Raw genomic sequence first — 20,535 nt, forward strand, 5'->3', positions numbered from 1 at the left:
ACGCCCCGAGGTCACCGCGCCACTAGCGTCGGACCAGTAGACGGTCACACCAGGTCCGGAGGGAATCACCGACAATGATCGAGGCAGAGGGGCTGACGAAACGGTACGGCGAACGCCTGGCCGTCGACAGCCTGACATTCACCATCCGCCCGGGGCAGGTGACCGGATTCCTGGGCCCGAACGGCGCGGGCAAGTCCACCACCATGCGCATGATCCTCGGGCTCGACACACCCAGCGCGGGCGTCGTGACCATCGACGGGAAGCCATTCACCGCGATGGACAACCCGATGCGTGAGGTCGGGGCGCTGCTGGACGCGAAGGCGATCCACGGTGGCCGCAGCGCATACCAGCACCTGTGGTGCCTGGCCCAGCTCGGCGGCATCCCGAAGCGGCGGGTCGACGAGGTACTCGAACTCGTCGGGCTGACCGGGGTGGCCCGCAAGCGGTCGAAGGGCTTCTCGCTGGGAATGGGGCAGCGGCTGGGGATCGCCTCCGCGTTGCTCGGCGACCCGAAGGTGCTGATGTTCGACGAGCCGGTCAACGGGCTTGACCCCGAGGGCATCCTGTGGATCCGCAACCTGATGAAGTCCCTGGCTGCCCAGGGGCGCACCGTGTTCGTCTCCAGCCACCTGATGTCGGAGATGGAGAACACGGCCGACCACCTGCTCGTCATCGGGCGCGGCCGGCTCATCGCCGACTGCCCGGTGCACGAGTTCATCCGGAAGAACTCGGAACTGGCCGTCCGGGTCCGCACCGCCGAGCCGACCCGGCTGGCCGAGCTGGTCACCGCCGAGGGCGGCCGCGTGACGACCGACGGGGACGGCACGTTACTGGTCACCGGGATGGGCACCGACCGCATCGGCGATCTGGCCTTCGACCACCAGGTCCGGCTGCACGAACTCGCCGCTCTGCGGGCATCGCTGGAGGAGGCGTTCATGGAGATGACGCGGGACAGCGTCGAGTTCCAGGCCGCCGTCCCGGCCGGAGCGGTCGCACCGGAGGTGGCACGATGACCACGCTGAACCTCACGGGCACGCTGCCCGCCGCGACCGGCCGGTCCGGCCTTACCAACGCGTTGCGCTCCGAATGGACGAAAATCCGGTCGGTGCGTTCGACGCTGTGGTCGATCGGCGCCATGGCCGCCGTCGCTGTCGGCCTCAACGCGCTCATCAACTGGCTGACGATCGACCGCAGGTGGGCACAGATGGTGCCCGGCGAACGATCCTCGGTTCTGGCGAACCCGCTGGACAACATCCTGGCCAGTCCGATGACGGTAGCCCAGTTCGCGGTCGCGGTCATCGGCGTGATGGCCATCTCGGCCGAGTACTCGACCGGCATGGTGCGCTCGACGCTGCAGGCGCAGCCCCGGCGCATGACGATCCTCGGCGCGAAGATTCTGGTCATCGTCGGGCTGATGCTCGTGGTCGGCGAGGCGTTGAGCTTCGCCGCGTACGCGACCGGAAAGGCGGTCATCGCGCCGCACGTCCCGGTACACCTGAGCGATCCGGGTGCGCTGCGGGCGGTGATCGGCGCCGGGCTCTACATCCCGGTACTCGCGCTGTTCTCCCTCGCGGCCGGCGCGATCCTGCGGCACACCGCCGCCGCCATCACCGCGGTACTGGGCATCATGCTGGTCGTGTCGAACCTCACCCAGCTGCTGCCGGACAGCTGGGGGCACCACATCAACGCGTACATGCCGATGAACGCCGGCAGTCTGGTGTTCCAGCAACACGTCGCGCCGAAGCAGTTGCTGACCCCGTGGCAGGGGCTGGGCGTGTTCGCCGCCGAGACGGCGATCCTCGTCGTCGTGGCCGCTTTCCTGATGCGGCGTAGGGACGCGTGAACCGTCGCTTTCGCTGAGGGGGCGGGTCGGTGGCAGCGTGGGGGCTTCCACCGACCCGCCTTTCCGCTTGGCGGATCTAGTTGGTGTGCTTGCGCTTGCCCGGCTCCTGCCTCGGTACCACCTGGTCGGTGGTCGGCTGGACCGGCAGCGGGAACTGCGCCGCCTCGTACTGGGCGAGGTTGAAGTCCCGGTTGGTGTCGGGCAGTCCCGGGTAGTCCCCGCCCGGCCGGTCGAAGTTGAACGCGGACGTGAGGTCGCCCAGGTTCTGCCGGCGCCACTGGCTGATGTTCGTCGCCATCACGCCGGTCACCTGCTCCAGGAACCGCAGCTGCGAGGTGTGGTCGAACGGCTCGGAGGCCACGTAGCCGCCGACGGTCCACGGCGAGACGATGACGCACGGTACCCGGAAGCCCGGACCGATCGGCAGGCCGCCGCCGTCCACTCCGGTCGCCGACGTCTTGGTGACGAACTCGTCCGGGGTTCCCGGCTTCGGGGTCGGCGGCGTCACGTGGTCGAACAGGCCGTCGTTCTCGTCGTACGACAAAATGAAGACGGTCTTCGCCCACACGTCCGGGTTGGCCGCGATGGCGTCAATCTTGCTGGCGATGTACTGCGCGCCGGCGGCGGGCATCCGGGCAGGGTGCTCGTCGTTGGCGACCGGGGGCATCAGCCAGCTGACCGTGGGCAGCTTGTCGTTCAGCGCGTCGTACTCGAACTGGCCCGTCGGCACCGCGGTCAGTCCCTTGACGTTCAGCGGCGAGGTCGGGTCCTTTGCCGCGTCCTGGAACTGCTTCATGTTCTGGATGAGCGCGAGGCCGGTGCAGCCGACCGTCTCGTGGTAGAACTTCCAGCTGACCCCTGCCGCCTCCAGCTGCTCGGCGTAGGTGGGCCAGGTGTAGGCACCCTTCGCCTCGCCGTTGTCCAGCGCCGGCCCGCCGTGCTCGCCGTTCGGGTCGATGGTCCCGGTCATCCACATGTACCGGTTCGGGTGCGTCGGCCCGAGCACGCTGCAGTGGTAGTTGTCGCAGATCGTGAAGGCGTCCGCGAGGGCGTAGTGGAACGGCAGGTCGTCACGGGTGAAGTAGCCCATCGTGTACCGGCCGTTGACGGCGCCGTTGGACGCTACGTGCGCGGGCACGAAGTTGTCCATGGCGCCGTTGTTCCACGCGTTGTGCTGTACCTGCCAGGCGTGGCTGAGCGACGGGATGGTCTGCGCGGCGCTCACGTGCGAGTCGAGGTGATACGGCAGCAGGTAGCCGTCCGGGTTGGACGGGTCGGGCTGGTAGAACACCGACTTGCCGTTGGAGATGCGGGCCGCGTGCGGGTCGCTGAAGCCGCGCACGCCGGACAGGCTGCCGAAGTAGTGGTCGAAGCTGCGGTTCTCCTGCATCAGCAGCACCACGTGCTCGATGTCTTCGATGCGGCCCTTCTTCTTGGCCGGCGCCGCGATCGCCTTGCGGACATTGGCCGGCAGCACCGTCGACGCGGCGGCCATGCCGGCGACGGCCGCACCGGAGCGCAGCAGCCGGCGGCGGGTGGTTCCCGGGTTCGCGGAGGCGTCAGTCATTCGGTTCGGTTCCTCACTGTCGTCGACCGGACGGCGTCCGCGTCCGGCGCCTCCACGCTGGTCACGGTGGCTGGCCGGGCTCTTCAGTCGAGGAGACAAGCAGGGGAACAGTTTTTGATCTTTCGGTGCGCGCGCACGCGTCGCGCGGGCGCCGGCGGGCCCCCGCGCGACGGTGTCAGGACGCGTGGATCAGGTACACCTGCTGGGTGCCGTCGCGCTGCGACCGGGTGGCCCGCCGGTCGCTGGTGAACACGACGACACCGGCCGAAACGGCCGGCCAGGTTCCGTTGCCGGCGATGGTGAGCCGCGCCGGCTCGGTCCACCCGTGACGGAGGTCGAACCGACTGGTGAACACCTTCCACCGCCAGTCCGACGAGCGGGTGTCGTACCACACCGCCCGTACCGTGCCGTCCGGGTCGCGGGACAGCCGGGGCCGCTGGCTCATCGCGGACGGCTCCGGCGCGACCGGCTGGTGGGCGGCCCAGGTCCGGCCGCCGTCGGTCGACCGGCTGGCCCGCAGCGACAGGTTGGCACCCGAGCTCCGCAGGGCACTGCTCTCCCAGATGGCCACCAGCCCGCCGTCGGTGTCCACCGCGACGGCGGGGTGCCGGTCGGCGACCGTGGTGTCGGCGCTGACCGGAACCGGAGCGCTCCAGGCGTGCCCCGGCTCCCGTACGCTCGCCAGGATCTGCCAGTTGTCCGGATCGGTACCGCCGCCGGGGGCCTGGCCGGGGGTCGGCGTGTGCCCGGTCCACAGTGGATCGGGATCGAACCGGTCGTCCTGCCACGCCACGACGACACGCCCGCCGGGGGCCACCGCCACGGTCGGGAACAGCGAGGCCGGCCAGCGCGGGGAACGGGCATCCGCGGCGGTGCCCGGGCTCGTCGTCTTGCCGGTGGCCGACAGGTTCACCGGGGCCTGGTCGACGCCGACCACCTGGGCGTACACGTCGAATGCCCCGCCGCTGTTGTCCGCCCAGACCACCACAGGGCGGTCGGCGGACAGCAGCGCGACTGCCGGCTGGATCGCCCGCCCGGATCCGCCGGAAAGCCGCACAGCGGGTTCAAACGAGTGCCCGCCGTTGCGGCTGTGTCGCAGGTAGACGGCCGGGCGGTGCGGCTGCTCCTGGCCGCGCTCGTCCTGCCACACCACCCAGACGTCGCGCCCGGACACGGCCACCCGGGGCGCCCGCGCGGTCGCAGAGCCGGCCGACAGTTCGACCGTCTTGGCCGGCTTGCCGTGCGCGGGCACCTGGCGGTACACCACGGTGGTCGACGCGTCGCCGTGCTGCTCCGCGACGACATGCGCGACTCCGCCCTGCACGGCCACGTCGGCGAAGCCCGCGAACCCGCCGTCCCCGCCGAGGACAAGTGTCGCGCGGTCGTCGCCGGTCGCCGGTGCGGGCAGGGCGATCTCCGGCTGCGGCTGCGCCGGCTGGCCGACCGAGAGGAACACCGGTGAGGTCGCCGCGCGCAACTGATCGGGCAGCGTCGGGTCGGCGCCGGCGCCGGAGGCGGCACCCGGCTGGCGGACCTCCACCCGGTACCAGGCGTGCGCACCGGTCAACCGGATCGGCACCAGGTACGTCTCGTCCGCCGACGCGGACGTGAACGTGGCGACCGGGCCGGCCGAGCGCCCCGGCGAGGCGTACACGAGCACCCGGGCCCCGGTACCGCGCTGGACCCGTACCCGCAGGCTTGCCCGGTGCGGCAGGGTCTGCCCGCGCACGGTCACCTCGTCGCCGCCGATGGCCTCGAACACGCCGTCGCCGTCGACGTCGGCCTCAAGCGTCGCGAACGGGCCGGTCTTGCTCACCGACACCGTGGTGTGCCCGGCCGCAAGGGCGTCGAGGATGCCGCGCACCGATCGCTGCTCGGCGAACACCCAGGTGGTCGGCTGGCCCGGGCCGGCGATGCCCCACAGTTCCCGGAAGTGGCAGTCGCTGGCCGCCGTGACGCCGAACCGGAAGCCCCGGTTCCACCGGTTCTCCGCGTAGTCGACCTGAGCGTCCGGGTCGGCCGAGACGTTGTAGACCTCGACCGTGTTCATCCCCTGGACGCTCGCGTTGTCGTTCGGTCCGCCGTCGGGCGTGTACTCGCCGTCGTCCGGGTGGGCCACCGACCACACCGCGTTCTGCGCGTGCACGTCCCACACCGACTGCTGGACGTGCCGGAACGACGCCGAACCGGGCGGGTTGGCCCCGTCCACGACGGTGTCGACGGCGCCGAGCACGATCGCGTGCGGCGAGCCGTTGGCCTCCTCCCCCGGGATCAGCAGCAGCTTCGACGACTGCCAGCCCGGGTCCCACTGCTGGTCGTAGGTGCGGTGATCGGTCAGCGGCAGGAAGTCCAGGCCGGTGCGCTCGGCCTGCCCGATCTGGTCGGCGACCGGCAGGTTGCCGGGCAGCGCCTGGCCGGACTCCTGCCGGGGCAGGCTGCCGTCGGACGAGTGGTCGTCGTGCGCGTGGGTGTCACCGGCCAGCCACGTCCCCTTCGGCGCCTTGCCGGCCGCGGTGGCGTCGTGCGCACCGGGATCGGCGGACGCGGGCGAGCCGGCCAGGCCGGTCGCGGCCACCACGGCTCCCCCACTGATCGCCATCAGTTGCCGGCGACTCAGTTCCATCTGATGTTTCCCCTCTGGACACCTGGTGCGCTGCCGGCGCGAGACTCGGCCGGGTTGGCGCGGCGTGGATCGACGCTTTGCCGGTCGGGCATGTCGATCTCATCGCGGCCAGGCTAGTGAGGCGTCCGTGAACGCCGGTCGGGCGTCGTGGTGCCCGGCCGGTGAACTCTGGCCGATGCCTCGGCGTCGACATCCCGATCCGCCCGCGACGGGCACTCGCGGGACGGCCTTTCGCGAGGTGACGGTCATTTCCTCGCGCCGGTGGACCGTTATGGTCGCAGGATGGATTCCGAAGCCGCCGCCACCCAGCTGCGCGACGCGCTCGTCGACGGGCTGCGCGACCACGACCGGTTCCGGGAACCCCGGATCGGGCAGGCGCTGCGAGCGGTCCCGCGGCACCGGTTCCTGCCGGTGACCGTCCCGCTGGAACAGGCGTACGCCGACGACGCGGTGGCCACGAAGTACGACGCGGACGGGGTACCGATCAGCTCGGCGTCCCAGCCCGCGATCGTGGCCATCATGCTGGAGCAGCTCGACGTACGCCCGGGCCAGCGGGTACTGGAGATCGGCGCGGGTACCGGCTACAACGCGGCACTGCTGGCCCGCCTCACCGGCCCGGCCGGCGGCGTCACCACCATCGACGTGGACCGTGACCTGGTCGACGGCGCCCGGTCGAACCTGGACGCGACCGGGCACCGCGACGTGCGGGTGGTGCTGGGCGACGGTGCGCTCGGGTACCCGCCCGGGGCGCCGTACGACCGGGTGGTCGCCACGGTCGGCGTGTGGGACCTGCCGACCCCCTGGCTCACCCAGCTCGCCGAGGGCGGGAAGTTGCTGGTACCGCTGCGGATCCGGGGCAGCGTGGCGCGCTCGATCGGGTTCGGGCGCACCGGGGGCCGCTGGCGCGGCGGCCCCTCGCAGCAGTGCGGGTTCATGCCGCTGCGCGGCGGCGTCGCCGACCCGTACCGGATGGTCCCGCTGACCACCGACCGCTCCGTCCTCCTGGAGACGCACCAGGAGCAGGACATCGACGCGGCGGCGCTGGCCGGGGTGCTGGAACGGCCCGGTGTCGAGCTCGGGACCGGGGTGCCGGTCGGGCCCGCCGAGTCGCTGGAGTGGCTGTACCTGTGGCTGGCCTGCGCACTGCCGAACGCGGTCAGCCGCCTGACGGCCACGCCGGACGCGCCCGGGTCCGGACTGGTGCGCCCGGCGCCGGCCCCTGGTCCGCTGGGTACGGTCGAGGGTGGCAGCCTCGCGTACGTCGCCCTGCTGCCCAGCCGGTCTGGGTCGTGGCGCGGTGCCAGACGCGCCGAGCCAGACCGGTCGAAAGGGCCGGCACCGGACCGGCGCGAGATCGGCGTGGTCGGCCACGGGCCGGACGCCGACCGGCTCGCGCACCGGATGGCCGACCAGGTACGGCTCTGGGCACGCGACCACCGCGCCGGCACGGCCGAGTTCGAGCTCCAGCCACTTTCCGCCGCGCCGGCCACGACATCGGCCGCCGCACCGGCCAGCGGGCGGTTCACGCTGCGCACGCCGACCAACCTGCTGGCCGTGACCTGGCGGTGAGCCCGGGGCTGCCTACCGGTCGGGGCGCGCCAGGCCGTGCCGGTACGCGTACCCCACGGCCTGCGCCCGGTCCCGCAGGTCCAGCTTGGTGAGCAGGTGGTTGATGTGAGTCTTGACGGTGGTCTCGCTGATGAACAGCCGGGCCGCGATCTCGGTGTTGGACAGCCCGTCGGCGATGAGGCCGAGCACCTCCGCCTGCCGCTGGGTCAGGCCACCGGGCAGTGCGCAGGAAGCCGGCGCGGCCGGTGACGCGGCCGGAGGTTCGGGCCGGTCCATCGCGCTGATCGCGTCGACCAGATGGTGCGCGACGGCCGGATCGATGGCCGCGTACCCGTCGACGACCCGGCGCAGGGCGCGCTCGATGTCGTCGGCCCCGGCGTCCTTGGTGAGGAATCCGCGCGCGCCGGCCCGCAGCGCGTCCAGCACCGAGCGGTCGTCGGCGTACGTGGTCAGCACGACCACCCGCACGTCCGGGTGCCGCTCCGCCAGCCGCCGGGTCGCCTCGACGCCGTCGCAGCCGGGCATCCGCAGGTCCATCAGGACCACGTCGGGCAGCAGGCTCCGGGTGAGGGCGAACGCCTCGTCGCCGTCCGACGCGCAGCCCACCACCTGCACGCCGGGCATCAGGCCGAGCAGCATCTCCAGGCCGTCGCGGACGACCCGCTGGTCGTCGGCCACCAGCACCCGGATCGGCGGTCCGCCGGCCAGTGGACTCGGGTCGGGCCGGCCCGGCGCGGGACCGCCGGACGCGGACGGCTCGGGACCGTCGGACGCGGGCCGGCCGGACTCGGCCGGCTCGGCGGCCACCGGTCCGGCCGCCGAGGGGGCACCGGTGCCCGGGCCAATCATGCCGGGATCTCCAACTCGACCAGGAACCCGTCGCCGGTCGGCGCCGCGGTGAGCGTGCCGCCGAGCAGCGCGGCCCGTTCCCGCATGCCGGTCAGCCCGTACCCCGGGACGGTCGCGGGCCCCGCCGGCATCCGCCGCCACGACCGGTTGATGTCCCGGATCCGCAGCCGGATCTGGTCCGGCTCGTGCGCCAGGTCGATGACGACCTCACCCGGGTCGGCGTGCCGGCAGATGTTGGTCAGCGCCTCCTGTGCGGTCCGGTAGATAGCCAGTCGCGCCTGCGCCTCCGGTTCCCGCCACTGGCCGGTGGTCGTCACCCGGCAGGTGACCCCGGTGTCGCGCTGGAAGTCGGCCGCCAGGGTGGCGAGATCCCCGGGGCCGGGTACGTCCTCGCCGCGCAGCAGACCCACCGCCTCGCGGGCCTCGCCGAGCCCGGACTTCGCCAGTTCCCGGGCCCGCTCGATCGCCTCGACCAGCTTCGGGTCGCAGGAGGTCCGGGTCGCCAGCAGGCGGGCACCCTCCAGCCGCACCAGCAGCCCGGACAGCGAGTGGGCGAGCACGTCGTGCATCTCCCGGGCCAGCCGCTGCCGCTCGGCCAGCGCCGCCGCGCGCAGCTGCGACTGGCGGGACGCGGCGAGGTCGACCAGCAACCGCTCGGCCTGCTCGTTGCTGTCCCGCAGCCGGCGCGCGCCGACGGCGAGGCTGTAGAGGGTCACCACCGCGATGACGCTGACGAGCGTCGCGCTGACCTGGCCGTGGTCGGTCGCCGCCCTGGCCGCCACGATGAACACCAGCGTGGCCGCGAGCAGCACCCCGCCGGCCCGGTCGGACAGTCTCGGGGCGGCCCCGCTGACCGCCACCAGGATGCCCAGCACGCCCAGTCCGCCGGGCTGTACCAGCAGCAGGGCGGCGGCCCCGGCGAAGAACACGGCGAACGCGGCGACCTGCGCCGGCACCGGCCACCGCGCGCTGGCCATGGCCGCGGCCCCGCCGCCCACCAGGGCGGCCAGTCCGAGGAGCACGTCCAGCGGCCGGCCGTGCAGGCCCGGCGCGGGGTGACCGCGCAGCACGGTGACGACGACGAGTACCGCGACCGCGACCGCCAGCGGCCGCCGGAGCCGTTGCAGCGAATCCCAGCGTGCCCGGGCCCGACGGAGCTCGGCGAGTGTGGTCGCCGGTGGGGCTGGGCTGTCCATCCGGCCACTGTACGGCGCGTACGGCCGCCGACCGGCCGGTCTACGGGTGGGTATCCAACTTCCACCCCAGGGTGGACGCGCCCCGCGCCGGCGGATCGATCCGTGGACCGAAGAAGACCCGGTACCCGGCGGCCGACACTGTGCCGGTCAACCGCTCGACCCGAAAGGCCACAGATGTTCCTGCTCTTCGGACGCAACCCCCTCGTCACCGGCATCGTCATACTCGCCGGCGTCGCCCTGCTCGCTTTCGGCATCGACCGAGGCAAGATCCTGATGATCGTTCTCGGTGTAATCCTCGTCGGGCGCGGCGGGCTGAACCTCGCCGGGTACTGGCGCCGGCACGACCGGGCCGGCCGCCGGTGAGCGCCGTCGAGGTGCGGCGCCTCGTGAAGCGGTTCGGCGCGTTTCCCGCGCTGGACTCGGTCGACTTCACGATCGAGCCGGGGACGGTGACCGCGCTGCTCGGCCCCAACGGCGCCGGCAAGACCACTGTCATGGACATCCTGGCCGGCCTCGCCCGGCCGACCAGCGGCACGGTCCGGGTACTCGGCGCCGACCCCCGGCACGGCCGGCGGGAGTGGCGGTCGCGGATCGGTGTCGTGGCCCAGTCCAACGGGATCGACCTGCAGCTCACCGTCGCCGAGGCGCTGCGGCTGTTCGCCCGCCACTACCCCCGGCCGCTGCCGGTCGCCGAGGTGCTGGACCTGATCGACCTGACCGACGACGCGCACACCCGGATCGGCGCGCTCTCCGGCGGCCAGCGCCGCCGGGCCGACCTCGCCGTCGGCGTCATCGGCCGCCCGGAACTGTTGTTTCTCGACGAGCCGACCACCGGGCTGGATCCCGAGGCGCGGCGCGGGCTCTGGCAGGTCGTGACCCGGCTCGTCGACCAGGGCACCACCGTCCTGCTGACCACCCACTACCTGGACGAGGCGCAGCACCTCGCCGGGCGGCTGATCGTGCTCGTCGGCGGGCGGATCGTCGCCGACGCCGCACCCGAACAACTGCGTACCCGCGACCTGGCCCCGACGATCCGGCTCCCGCTGCCACCCGGCGTCTCCCTCGACGGCCTGCCGGTCTCGCTGGCAGCCCACCGCGACCCCGAGTCCGGTGAGCTGCGCGTCACCAGCGCGGACCTGACCACCGACCTGGAGGCGTTGCTGGGATGGTCCCGGCACAACCGGATCGACCTCACCGGCCTGCAGGTGGGATCACCCAGCCTGGAGGACGCCTACCTCGCCCTCGTCGCCGAACCAACCGGGAGCCCGTCGTGACCGCCGCCGTAGCCACCACCCACGGGTCCAGCCACCGGATGCCGGGGCTGTGGTCGTTGCTGGCCTCTCAGGTCGGGTACCAGTTGCGGCTGCTGTCCCGTACCCCGCGGGCGATGTTCGGCAGCATCCTCATGCCGGCGATCCTGCTGGCGTTGCGGGTCGGCCAGGTCGATCGCGGCAGCGCCGGGGCGGCCGCGCGGACCGTGCCGCTGGTCGCCGGGCTCGCCGTACTCGGGCTGACCAGCACCGCGTACGTCACCTACGCCAGCAGTCTGGTCTCGGCGCGGCAGGACGGCGTCCTGCGCCGCTGGCGCACCACTCCCCTGCCGGCGGTCGGGTACTTCTGTGGCAAGATGGTCGCCGCCGTCCTGCTCGCCGAGGGCGCCGCGGCGGTCGTCATCGCGATCGGGGTCGCCATGACCGGCACCCATCTCGACGTCGCGGCCGTCCCGGTGCTGGCGGCGGTCATCGCGGTCGGCGCGTTGGCGTTCGCCGCCCTGGCGACCGCGGTGACCGTGCTCATCCCGACCGCCGAGTCGGCGTTCCCGGTCCTCGCGGTCACGTTCTATCCGCTCGTCCTGCTGTCCGGGGCCTTCGGATCGCTGTCGGTCGAGCCGGCCTGGCTCACCACGCTCCTGTCGTACCTGCCGGCGCAGCCCCTGGTGGACGCCGTCACCGGCGCCCTGCGCCATTCCGCCGGGGTGCCGCCGCTGCCCGGCCGGAGCCTGCTGGTGCTGGCCGGCTGGGGCGCGGTCGGGTTGCTGGCCGCGGTGCGGTTCTTCCGCTGGGAACCCACCAGGCCGCCGCACGGCCGGACCGACCGGCGCACCGGCGATCGATCCGCCGGCGGGTCGGCGGACCGGCCGCGGAGCCAGTGAGCCGACGACGGGCTCGGTCAACCGGCGACGGAGTCGTGAGCCGGCGTGGGTTCAGTGAGCCGGCGGCAGGGTGACGGACAGGCCCCGGCCGGTCCACCGCCCGGACGGGTCGCCGGCCTGGACCGTGACGGTGTGCCGGCCGGGCGCCAGCCCGGTGAGGACCAGGCCGGTACCGGTGACCGTGCTCGCCGTACTGACCGGGGTGAACACCGCGCCGGTCGGCACCGGCCGGCCGTCCAGATACACCCGGTATCCGGCGACGCCCCGGGCGTCGTGCGCCGTCGGCCAGGCCAGCGCGACACTGGTCGATCCGGTGCGTCGCGCCCGCAACCGGTCGCCGGGCGCCCAGGCCGGGATCCCGGTGTCGTACGGCGGATTCGTGGTGACCGTGAGACCGGCCGGGTAGCTCGTGGTGTTGCCGCTGGCGTCCACCGCCGCGACCGTGACGGTGTATGGCGTCCCGGGTCGCAACCGGGTGACCGTGACTCCGGTCGCGGTGCCCGGCGCGGTGGTCGCCGGCCGGCCGTCGACCGCGACGGCGTAGTGGTCGACGCCGTACGTGTCGGTGGCCGCCGGCCAGCTCACCCGGGCCCAGGTGGTCCCGAGCCCGCCCGGGACCAGGGTCACCGCCGCGCCGGCCGGTGCCTGCGGCGCCCCGGCATCCGGCGCTCCACCGGTGGTGACCCGGGCGGTGGGACCGTCGGCGGTGTTTCCGGTCGCGTCCACCGCCCGTACCGTCAGGTCGTAGCGCAGCGCCGGGGACAGGCCGGTGACCGTGGTCGAGCGCGTGCCGCCGGGTACCTGGGCCAGGGTCGTGGAGCCGGAGCGGATCAGGTAACCGGCGACCGCCGTGTCATCCGACGCGGCCGGCCAGCTCAGGGTGGCCGTGGTGGCGGTCGCCGAGGCGGTCAGCGTGGCGCCGCGCGGCCAGGCCGGACCGGCGGAGGCGTCCACGCTGACCGGGGTCGCGGTGCTGCCGCCCCGGAACGTCAGGCCGGTGGAGTTCGTGATGACCCACGGGTTGGGCGTGTTGTCGAACACCACACCGGTGAACGTGCTGTCCCGCAGGTACGCGATGGACGCCGGGTTGGCGTGCAGGAACTCCACGTCGGTGAAGTGCAGGCCCTGATGGTACCGGTCGGGTACGCCGATCACGCTGATCGACTGGCTGCCGGTACCGTCGACGGTCACGTGCTCGACCCGGACGTCGCGGAACTGCGCCTTGGTGGCCGAAGGCTCCACCACGATCGCGGCATTCGGATCGGAGTAGGCCGACGTGAAGATGAACGCCTGCGCGGTGACCGACCGGATCGCGTTGTCCCGGAACAGCACGTCGCGCCCGCCGCCGCCGTTGTTCGGATCGGTCTTCATCCGCAGCCCCACATCGGTGCCGTCGATGACGTTGTCCTCGGCCACGATGTCCTCGATCCAGGCGCCGGTGTGACTGCCCAGCACGACCGCGCCGTGACCCTTGCGGAAGTAGTTGTCGGCGATCCACGCGTTGCGGGTGGGCGGATCGTTCGGTGCGGCGGCACCCAGCCCGGCGGCGAAGTTCATGTCGTCGTCGCCGGTGTCGAAGACGTTGTTGATGACGGTCAGTCCATTGCCGTGGGTGAACTCGACGCCGTCGGCGTTGTTCACCCCCTCGGTGAGCAGCCGCACCCCGTTGACGGTCACGTTGTCGCTGTGCAGGTTCACCAGTGTGTGCTGCGCCGGGTTCACCGCCGTGAACCCTCCATAGTAGACATTCGTGACGCCGCGCATGGTGATGAGGTTGGACCGGGTGGCGTAGGTCGACGCGCTGCCCAGGGCGGCGGCCGCGGCCACCTGCGCCTTGGCCAGGATCCCGTTCGTCCCCACGGTGCTGGAACTGCTGGGCAGCGCGACCGGGAAGCCGTCCGGGTCGGGCCCGGCCTGCTTCCAGCCGTTGCCGTCGATCGTGCCGGGCCCGACCACCCGGATGTCGCGCAGGCTGCCGTAGTCGTAGGTGTGCGCGTTGATCAGGGAGTAGAAGCGCGGGTCGGTCGAGTAGTCGTACAGCAGGTAGTTGTACGGGTAGTCGGCCGGGGTGTCCGAACCCAGCAGGGTGGCTCCGGCGGCCACCTGCAGCGTCATGTCGCTGTGCAGCCAGATGGCGCCGGACTTGAACACCCCGGCCGGAATCAGTACCTTCCCGCCCGGCGTGCACGCGTCGATGGCCCGCTGGATGGCGGCGGTGTCGACGGTCGTACCGTCGCCGACCGCGCCGTAGTCGGTCACGTCGAAGACCCGGGGTGCCGGCGTCGTGGACTGGGTGACCGGGGCGCTGTCGGCCGACTCGCGCCCGGCGGAGTCGACCGACCGCACGGTGAACCGGTACCGGGTGTGCGGCGCGAGGCCGGTCGCGGTGAACGTGTCCATCACCGCGCGCACCTGGGCGGCGTTGGCCGGATCGGCGTAGAACCGGTCGAGGTACGGCTTGGCCGGCGAGGTGGACGCGTCGCTGGCCAGTCCGAGGCGTCGCCCGTTCAGGTACACCCGGTAGTCCACGATTCCGGCGTGGTCGCGGGGCTTCTCCCAGACCAGGGTCACGCTGCTCTCGTCGTACGCGAGGGCGGGCACCCGTACCCCGGTCGGGGCGGCCGGCCGGGTGCCGTGGCCGGGTGCCCCGGAGGCGGCCGCCGGGCCAGCGGTCAGCGCCAGCACCAGCACCGGGGCGAGCAGGACCGGAACCGGGGCGGTCAGCCGGCGGAGCGCGGGCGACCACGCGAGGAGTCGGGCAACGGGCACGGCATCTCCCAGAGTGCGGCCGGACGCACCGGCGGAAAGAGTCCGGCGTGCGGTCGTGGCCACGCCGGCCGCGGTCGGTGGAAAGCGCATTCCGGAACCACCGTGGCAGCAGCGCCCGATACCGGTCAAGGAATTGCGTGTGCAGGTTCGTTGCAGTCCGGAAGGGCAGCCGTCGAAAGGGCACCGCGTCGATCCGCTCCGTCCTTTCCGGACAGGCTGCCGTTCCCGGGCAACCATCGGCAGCGGTGGGTGCGTATATACCTGGCGTGACCTACCTGAGGAGGGCCGCGTGACCGACCGGCCGGAGTACGACCGTTTCGTCGCGGAGCGTTCGCCCCGCCTCCTGCGCGTCGCCTACCTGATGACCAGCGACTGGGGAACCGCCGAGGATCTTCTCCAGTCCGCGCTGATCAAAGCGTGGTTCGCCTGGTCGCGGGTGTGCGGCGACCCGGAGGCGTACGTTCGCCGGATCATCGTCACCACCCACATCTCGTCGCGACGACGACGCCGCACCGCGGAGATCCCCTGGGACGATCCCGACTCGCGCCGGTCGCCCGCCGGCGCGGACCTGGCCGGCGCGTACTCGCCCGATCTGGCCACGCAACAAGCGGAACGGGACGCGGTGTGGCAGGCGCTGCGCCGGTTGCCTCGCCGGCAGCGGGCCATCCTGGTGCTGCGGTACCTCGAAGACCTGACCGAGGCGCAGACCGCGCAGGCCCTGGGCATCGCGGTCGGCACCGTCAAGGGCCAGGCCAGCCGGGCGCTGGCCAAGCTGCGCGAGATTTCCGACCTGCGTCCACAATCGGAGGAGTTGACCCGATGACAGACTTTGAGGACCGGTTCCGTGGCTTCCTGAGGGACCTCACCGACCGGGCCCCCACGGCGCCGCCGGATCGCGGCGCGGTGCTGCACCGCCGGATCGCCCGGCGTCGGCGCATCCGCGTAGCCGGCACGACCGGTGCCGCCGTCGTCGCGCTGGCCGGCGTGTCGGCGGGGTTGGTGACGCTACGTCCGGTGGCGCACCACGCACCCCGCATCGCCGGTACCTCCGCCACCGCCGCGCCGTCGCACGCGGCGCTGGACGGCGCGAAGAACATCCTGCTGGCCGGAGAGGGCCCGGACGGCACGAACGATCGGGGCTCGGCCGACTCGATCATCATCCTGCACCTGGCCGCCGATCACCGCAGCGCGTACCTGGTCCCGATACCCCGCGACGCCTACGCGCGGATCCCCGCGTACGACAACGGCGCCAGCCGGTACCCGGGCGGGCAGGACAAGATCGGCGCGGCCTACCGGTACGGCGCGCGGGGCCTGAGCGGGACGGCCGCCCGGCAGCACGGACTCGACCTGCTCGCCAGGACCGTCACCGAACTGTCCGGCATCACCGTCGACGCCGCCTCGTTCACCGATCCGCTCGCGCTCCAACAGATCGTCAACGCCGTCGGTGGCGTCGACATGTACGTCGACGAGCGGACCGTGTCCGCCGATATCGGCTACGACGCAGCCGGACGGCAGGTGGCACCGCTCAAGACCAGCGCCGGTGGCGCGGTCGACCCGGTACCCGGGGTACGGGCGCTCATCTACGAGGTCGGCAATCATCACTTCAACGGCATCCAGGCGATGGACTATGTCCGGCAGCGGGTACTGCTGGCCAATGGCGACGGCGACTACGGCCGCCAGCGCCACCAGGAACAGCTCCTCGTCGCCCTGTACCGCAAGGTGGCCGGCAGCGGAATTCTCACCAACCCGCAGCGGCTCGCCGGCCTGCTGACCACGGTCTCCAAGACGGTGACCTTCGAAGGCGGCGGCGCGTCCCTGACGGACTGGCTGTTCAGCGTGCGTGGCCTGTCCACCGACAGCCTGGTCGGAATCGCGATGAACCGTGGCCAGTACCACCCTCTCGAGGTGCCGGGCGTCGGCTACGTGGAGCAACTGGACGGCACCAGTCAGCAACTGTTGGGCGCGGTACGCGACGACAGCGTGGGTCAGTTCGTCACGGCCCACCCCGACTGGGTGGTGTCCACCCGGTGAGCCGTCGCGGGTGACGGGAGCTCCGCGCGCCCGTCACCCGTCGCGGCGTGCGTTCTCAGGTCGCGGCCGTGGCGAGCAGCCGCTCCACGAGGGCGCGGGCGCTACGGGCCGGCCCGCCGTCGCCCAGCGCCTGCACCGAGGCGTACACGCCCTCCATGACGAGCGCCAGGTAGTCCGCGAGCTGTTCCGGGTCGGCGACCGGCACGGTGCGGGCGTGGTCGGCCACCAGTTCCCCGAACCGTTGCCGCAGCCAGGTCTTCTGCTCCACCGACGTCCGGTGCGCCGGGTGGTTCGCGTCCGGGAATTCGGCCAGGGCCATCAGGAACGGGCAACCCCGGCACTGCTCCGGACCCACCTGGTCGGCGATGGCGTCGAAGATCGCCAGGATCTGGTCGCGCGGCACGTCGCCACCGGCCCGCGCCGACTCGTCGAACCAGGACTGGTAGTACCCCTTGGAACGGTCGATGTACGCGGCGATCAGGTCGTCCTTGGACGCGAACAGCCGGTACAGAGTGGTGGGCGCGACTCCGGCCTCGGCAGCCACCCGGTCGACCCCGGTGGCCCGGATGCCCTGCCAGTAGAACAGCTCGTGGGCCACCCGGAGCACGTGCTCGCGAGTTTCGGTACCGGCACGTCGCATATGGTTCAGACCTCTTCCACGGCACCAACGCCGGGCCTATAGTAGCCCGATGTTAGGGGTCGTTCCCTAACATCGGGACCTGGCGCTCCGGCAACGGACACCAGGTGTGGCGCGACGGCCACGGGGGACGTCGACACCACCCTCCCGGCTGGCTCGCGGTGACCGGTGCTGGTCAACGACGGGTGCTGGTCACCGGCGACCAAACCACCAATCAGTGTGTGCGCACACACGGGTAGTGCCGTGTGTGCGCACACGCGCGTGTGCCCGGTGTCGGGTAGATGCCAGCCGGGCGAGCGGGCGGTGGCTAGAGTCCCGCCATGCCCGCCTCATCCCCCGCCCGGGTCGCCATCCGTCGCGTCGCCGATCTCGGCGGGGACGACTGGAGCGAGATCGGCGAGTTCGGCTCCCGCTACTTCGAGGGCGCCTTCGTCGCCAGCATCCGGTCGAAGCGGGATCTGGTGCAGCTCCGCGGCGACGACGGCCGGCTGGTGGGCATCGGAGCGGTCGAAACGTTCGACCTCGTCCACGCCGGCCGGACGGTCACCGTGATCCACGCCGGGAACGCGGCCTTCACCGACGAGACCCGAGGCCAGGGGTACGTGCAGCGGATCGGGTTCCGGTATTTCCTGCGGGCCAAGGCCCGGCACCCGCTGCGCCCGGTGTACGTGGCCTTCACGACGTTCAGCTGGCGCAGCTACCTGAGCCTGACGCGCAACTTCCGGTACTTCTGGCCGCGGTACGGCAGCCAGCCGCCGGAACTGGAGGCCGGTCTGTTGGCGGTGCTCGGCGCGCGCCTGCTGGACGACCGGTACGACCCGGCCGCCGGTGTGGGTCGCAACCTCGACCGGCGGCTGCGGCCCGACATCGCGCTGATCCCGCATCACCTCGCCGCCGATCCGGACGTCGGCTTCTTCGCGGCCCGCAACGCGGGCTACGCCAGCGGGGACGTGATGCTGTGCCTGGCACCGCTGAACGCCTCGAACTGGTGGACGGCCGCATCCCGGATCGTCCGGCGGCGGTTGCGCCGGTCCGCCCGGAAGCCGGCCGCGGCCGCCGTACCGGAGGCCGCTCGCCCGGCGGACGCACCCGCCGCTGGCCGCTGACCGATTCCGTGGCCGCCGCCGTTGCGTCCTGTCGGGCGCGGCGAGCACAGGCCCACCGAACACGCTGAGCGCTAAGCCGGCGTGAGCCGCGCGATCCCGGCCGCCCAGCGCCTGACCGCGGCCGGGTCGTCCGCGGTGACCGCCTGGACGCCCAGGGCCATGCACTGCCGCAGCTGCTCCTCGCTGTTGGCCGGCCAAGCGTCCACCGAGATCCCGGCCGCGGCGCACTCCGCCACGTGATCCGGCGTCAACCGGGTGATCCCCGGCGCGAGCCAGGCCGCGCCGACGGCACCGGCCTGGGCGACCAGGTCGTCCGGAGTCTTGCCGAGGATGAGCGCCCGCGGGAGCTCCGGCACCACGCGGGCCGCGACGCGCAGCGTGTCGGCCGAGGCGGCGGACAGCACGATCCGCTCGGCGACGCCGAGTTCGGCGACGATCCGGGCGAACGGTTCGAGCGCCGCGGCGTCCTTGACCTCGGCCTGGATCGGCAGCCGCACGGTGGTCAGCACCTCGCGGATGGTCGGGATGCGCTCGCCCAGGCCGGCGTCCAGGCCGCGCAGTTCGGCGAGGCTCATCGCGTCGACCCGTCCGCTGCCGTCGGTGGTGCGATCGACCGTGCCGTCGTGGATGACGACGACCTCACCGTCGGCGGACAGCCGCAGATCGAGTTCGATCTCGTCGGCGTCGTCCGCCTCGGCCCGCAGAAAGGACCGCAGGGTGTTTTCCGGCTCGGTCGCCATCGAGCCGCGATGGGCGATGATGCGGGGAATACTCACCGGCGTTCGCTCCTTGACCCGGGTTCCGTCTCGGCGGCCGTCAGACGTGCTTCTCGATCTGCGCCTTGACCTGTCCGGTCGCCTTCGTCAGCTGGCTCGCCACATCGTCGAAGACGCCCTGTACCGGGGCGTTGTCGGACCAGATCTTCTGCAGCCCGGTGTAGATCATCACGTTGCTGTTCGGCACCATGAGCCGCACCTCGTCCTCCTTGCGCACCTTCGCCAGTTGCTGGACGGCGACGTTGTAGTTCGGGTTGGCTTTGAGCAGTGTGGCCAGCTGCGGGTCGTTGACCGCCTCGCCCACCGCCGGCATGTAGCCGGTCTTCACACACCAGTACGCGGCGTTGGCCGGGTCGGCGAGGAACTTGATGAAGGCGAACGCCGCCTTCTTCCGCTTGCTCGTGGCGTACCGCATGATGGACAGCCCGCCGCCCCCGGTCGGTACCACCTGCCGCGCCTTGGCCGGCACGAACGCGGTACCCACCTCCCAGCCGCCCTTCTTCGCGGCCGCGACCGCCGTGCTGAGGCTGCCGGTGGAGGTCACCATGGTGGCCACCAACTGGTTGGAGAAGTCGGTGGTCGGGCTGTCGGCCATGTAGGCCATCTTGTCGTCGAAGATGAGCTTGCGCTGCCACTCCGCGGCCGCGACCGCCTCCGGCTTGTTGATGGTCACCGTGAGCCCGTCAGAGTATGAACCGCCCCACTGCCAGACCGATCCCTGGAACTGCCAGTCCCCGTCGACCTTCTGGTAGCACTCCATCTTGACCTGCTTGCCGCTGGCCTGGAGGCCCTTCAGCTGCTTGCTCCAGCCGTACCACTCGTCCCAGTCGGCCGGTCCACGGTCGGGCAACCCGGCCTTCGCGAACAGCGTCTTGTTGTAATAGAACAGCGGCGTCGATCGGGCGAACGGCAACCACCAGGTCTTGCCTTTCAGCACGCCCTCGGAGAGCAGTTGCTGCTGGTACACCGACTTGGCGAAGTCGCCGGTGAAGTAGCCGTCCAGCGGCTCCAGCAGATCGTTGAGGTAGAACCGGTGCCAGGTGACCTCCGAGAAGGTGACCAGATCGGGGATCTGCTTGGCCTGGACCGCCGCCGCGGTCTTCTGCGACGCCTGGTCGTAGGTGCCCTGGAACTGCACCTCGACGTAGACCTCGTCCTGGGAGTCGTTGAACTTCTGTGCCAGGGCGGACAACGTCGTACCCGGCGTGCCCGAGTACGCCGACCAGAGCACGACCCGGGTGCGCTTGGCGTACTTGTCCGGCACGTTGCCCTTCGCCTGGCCGTACCCGGAGTCCGACTTGCCGGAGCAGCCGAAGGTGGTCAGAGCCAGGGCCGCGGCACCCGCTCCGCCAAGCAGCGACCGGCGGCTGACAACAGTCGAGGTATCCATGAATATCTCCGTTCGCGGACGACCCAG

General features: G+C 72.0%; 18 protein-coding genes. 9 read left to right on the top strand and 9 right to left on the bottom strand.

Annotation, left to right across the window (positions count from 1 at the left end; genetic code table 11):
- Positions 1-74 precede the first annotated feature (74 nt).
- The gene (locus Raf01_RS19640; RefSeq protein ID WP_203919393.1) at positions 75-1,013 is read left to right on the top strand and encodes an ABC transporter ATP-binding protein; all 939 of its coding nucleotides are present in this window, start codon (positions 75-77) and stop codon (positions 1,011-1,013) included.
- Positions 1,010-1,843: an ABC transporter permease gene (locus tag Raf01_RS19645; RefSeq protein WP_203919394.1), complete on the top strand. Its 834-nt coding sequence runs from the start codon at positions 1,010-1,012 to the stop codon at positions 1,841-1,843. The genes Raf01_RS19640 and Raf01_RS19645 overlap by 4 nt, the downstream gene beginning before the upstream one ends.
- A gap of 76 nt (positions 1,844-1,919) precedes the next feature.
- On the opposite strand, the gene Raf01_RS19650 is transcribed toward Raf01_RS19645, so the two are convergent.
- Both Raf01_RS19650 and Raf01_RS19655 read right to left on the bottom strand, forming a co-directional pair.
- On the bottom strand, positions 1,920-3,410 hold the full coding sequence (locus Raf01_RS19650) for an alkaline phosphatase family protein (protein WP_203919395.1): 1,491 nt from the start codon (positions 3,408-3,410) through the stop codon (positions 1,920-1,922).
- A gap of 175 nt (positions 3,411-3,585) precedes the next feature.
- The gene (locus tag Raf01_RS19655) at positions 3,586-6,033 is read right to left on the bottom strand and encodes a CehA/McbA family metallohydrolase (RefSeq protein WP_203919396.1); all 2,448 of its coding nucleotides are present in this window, start codon (positions 6,031-6,033) and stop codon (positions 3,586-3,588) included.
- Between the two features lie 282 nt (positions 6,034-6,315).
- Here Raf01_RS19655 and fxlM point away from each other — a divergent pair, with 282 nt between their 5' ends.
- A complete protein-coding gene (fxlM, locus tag Raf01_RS19660; RefSeq protein WP_203919397.1) occupies positions 6,316-7,602 on the top strand; it encodes a methyltransferase, FxLD system in 1,287 nt (428 codons plus the stop codon).
- 12 nt (positions 7,603-7,614) lie between these two features.
- Here the strand turns inward: fxlM and Raf01_RS19665 are convergent, their stop codons facing one another.
- Genes Raf01_RS19665 through Raf01_RS50600 form a run of 3 tightly spaced genes read right to left on the bottom strand, consistent with a single transcriptional unit; the run spans position 7,615 to position 9,819 of the window.
- On the bottom strand, positions 7,615-8,451 hold the full coding sequence (locus Raf01_RS19665) for a response regulator (RefSeq protein WP_203919398.1): 837 nt from the start codon (positions 8,449-8,451) through the stop codon (positions 7,615-7,617).
- Positions 8,448-9,647 carry a sensor histidine kinase gene (locus Raf01_RS19670; RefSeq protein ID WP_203919399.1) on the bottom strand — a complete coding sequence of 400 codons (1,200 nt, stop codon included), beginning with the start codon at positions 9,645-9,647 and terminating at the stop codon, positions 8,448-8,450. The genes Raf01_RS19665 and Raf01_RS19670 overlap by 4 nt, the downstream gene beginning before the upstream one ends.
- 40 nt (positions 9,648-9,687) lie before the next feature.
- Positions 9,688-9,819: a hypothetical protein gene (locus Raf01_RS50600; RefSeq protein WP_275413007.1), complete on the bottom strand. Its 132-nt coding sequence runs from the start codon at positions 9,817-9,819 to the stop codon at positions 9,688-9,690.
- Positions 9,820-9,821: 2 nt separating this feature from the next.
- On the opposite strand from Raf01_RS50600, the gene Raf01_RS19675 reads away from it, so the two are divergent.
- The 3 genes from Raf01_RS19675 to Raf01_RS19685 are packed head-to-tail and all read left to right on the top strand — an operon-like array spanning position 9,822 to position 11,799.
- Complete coding sequence (locus tag Raf01_RS19675; RefSeq protein WP_203919400.1) at positions 9,822-10,010, top strand: hypothetical protein; 189 nt, start codon at positions 9,822-9,824, stop codon at positions 10,008-10,010.
- 23 nt (positions 10,011-10,033) lie between these two features.
- Positions 10,034-10,921, top strand: coding sequence for an ABC transporter ATP-binding protein (locus Raf01_RS19680; protein WP_203919401.1), 888 nt, complete (start codon positions 10,034-10,036; stop codon positions 10,919-10,921).
- The gene (locus tag Raf01_RS19685) at positions 10,918-11,799 is read left to right on the top strand and encodes an ABC transporter permease (protein WP_203919402.1); all 882 of its coding nucleotides are present in this window, start codon (positions 10,918-10,920) and stop codon (positions 11,797-11,799) included. Before Raf01_RS19680 ends, Raf01_RS19685 begins: the two co-directional genes overlap by 4 nt.
- A 51-nt stretch (positions 11,800-11,850) precedes the next feature.
- On the opposite strand, the gene Raf01_RS19690 is transcribed toward Raf01_RS19685, so the two are convergent.
- Positions 11,851-14,568 carry a fibronectin type III domain-containing protein gene (locus tag Raf01_RS19690; RefSeq protein ID WP_203919403.1) on the bottom strand — a complete coding sequence of 906 codons (2,718 nt, stop codon included), beginning with the start codon at positions 14,566-14,568 and terminating at the stop codon, positions 11,851-11,853.
- Between the two features lie 289 nt (positions 14,569-14,857).
- On the opposite strand from Raf01_RS19690, the gene Raf01_RS19695 reads away from it, so the two are divergent.
- Both Raf01_RS19695 and Raf01_RS19700 read left to right on the top strand, forming a co-directional pair.
- Positions 14,858-15,391: a SigE family RNA polymerase sigma factor gene (locus Raf01_RS19695; protein WP_203919404.1), complete on the top strand. Its 534-nt coding sequence runs from the start codon at positions 14,858-14,860 to the stop codon at positions 15,389-15,391.
- Complete coding sequence (locus tag Raf01_RS19700) at positions 15,388-16,599, top strand: LCP family protein (protein WP_203919405.1); 1,212 nt, start codon at positions 15,388-15,390, stop codon at positions 16,597-16,599. Before Raf01_RS19695 ends, Raf01_RS19700 begins: the two co-directional genes overlap by 4 nt.
- A gap of 55 nt (positions 16,600-16,654) precedes the next feature.
- Here the strand turns inward: Raf01_RS19700 and Raf01_RS19705 are convergent, their stop codons facing one another.
- Positions 16,655-17,239 (bottom strand): TetR/AcrR family transcriptional regulator, encoded by a 585-nt coding sequence (locus Raf01_RS19705; RefSeq protein ID WP_203919406.1) that lies wholly within the window; start codon positions 17,237-17,239, stop codon positions 16,655-16,657.
- A 317-nt stretch (positions 17,240-17,556) separates the two neighbouring features.
- On the opposite strand from Raf01_RS19705, the gene Raf01_RS19710 reads away from it, so the two are divergent.
- Positions 17,557-18,342: a hypothetical protein gene (locus tag Raf01_RS19710; RefSeq protein WP_203919407.1), complete on the top strand. Its 786-nt coding sequence runs from the start codon at positions 17,557-17,559 to the stop codon at positions 18,340-18,342.
- Between the two features lie 71 nt (positions 18,343-18,413).
- On the opposite strand, the gene Raf01_RS19715 is transcribed toward Raf01_RS19710, so the two are convergent.
- Together Raf01_RS19715 and Raf01_RS19720 are read right to left on the bottom strand one after the other, a co-directional pair.
- Complete coding sequence (locus Raf01_RS19715; RefSeq protein WP_203919408.1) at positions 18,414-19,118, bottom strand: glycerophosphodiester phosphodiesterase; 705 nt, start codon at positions 19,116-19,118, stop codon at positions 18,414-18,416.
- Positions 19,119-19,158: 40 nt separating this feature from the next.
- Complete coding sequence (locus Raf01_RS19720) at positions 19,159-20,508, bottom strand: ABC transporter substrate-binding protein (protein ID WP_203919409.1); 1,350 nt, start codon at positions 20,506-20,508, stop codon at positions 19,159-19,161.
- Between the last annotated feature and the right edge of the window lie 27 nt (positions 20,509-20,535).

Origin of the sequence: Rugosimonospora africana (assembly GCF_016862975.1) — a bacterium.
GTDB classification, from domain to species: domain Bacteria; phylum Actinomycetota; class Actinomycetes; order Mycobacteriales; family Micromonosporaceae; genus Rugosimonospora; species Rugosimonospora africana.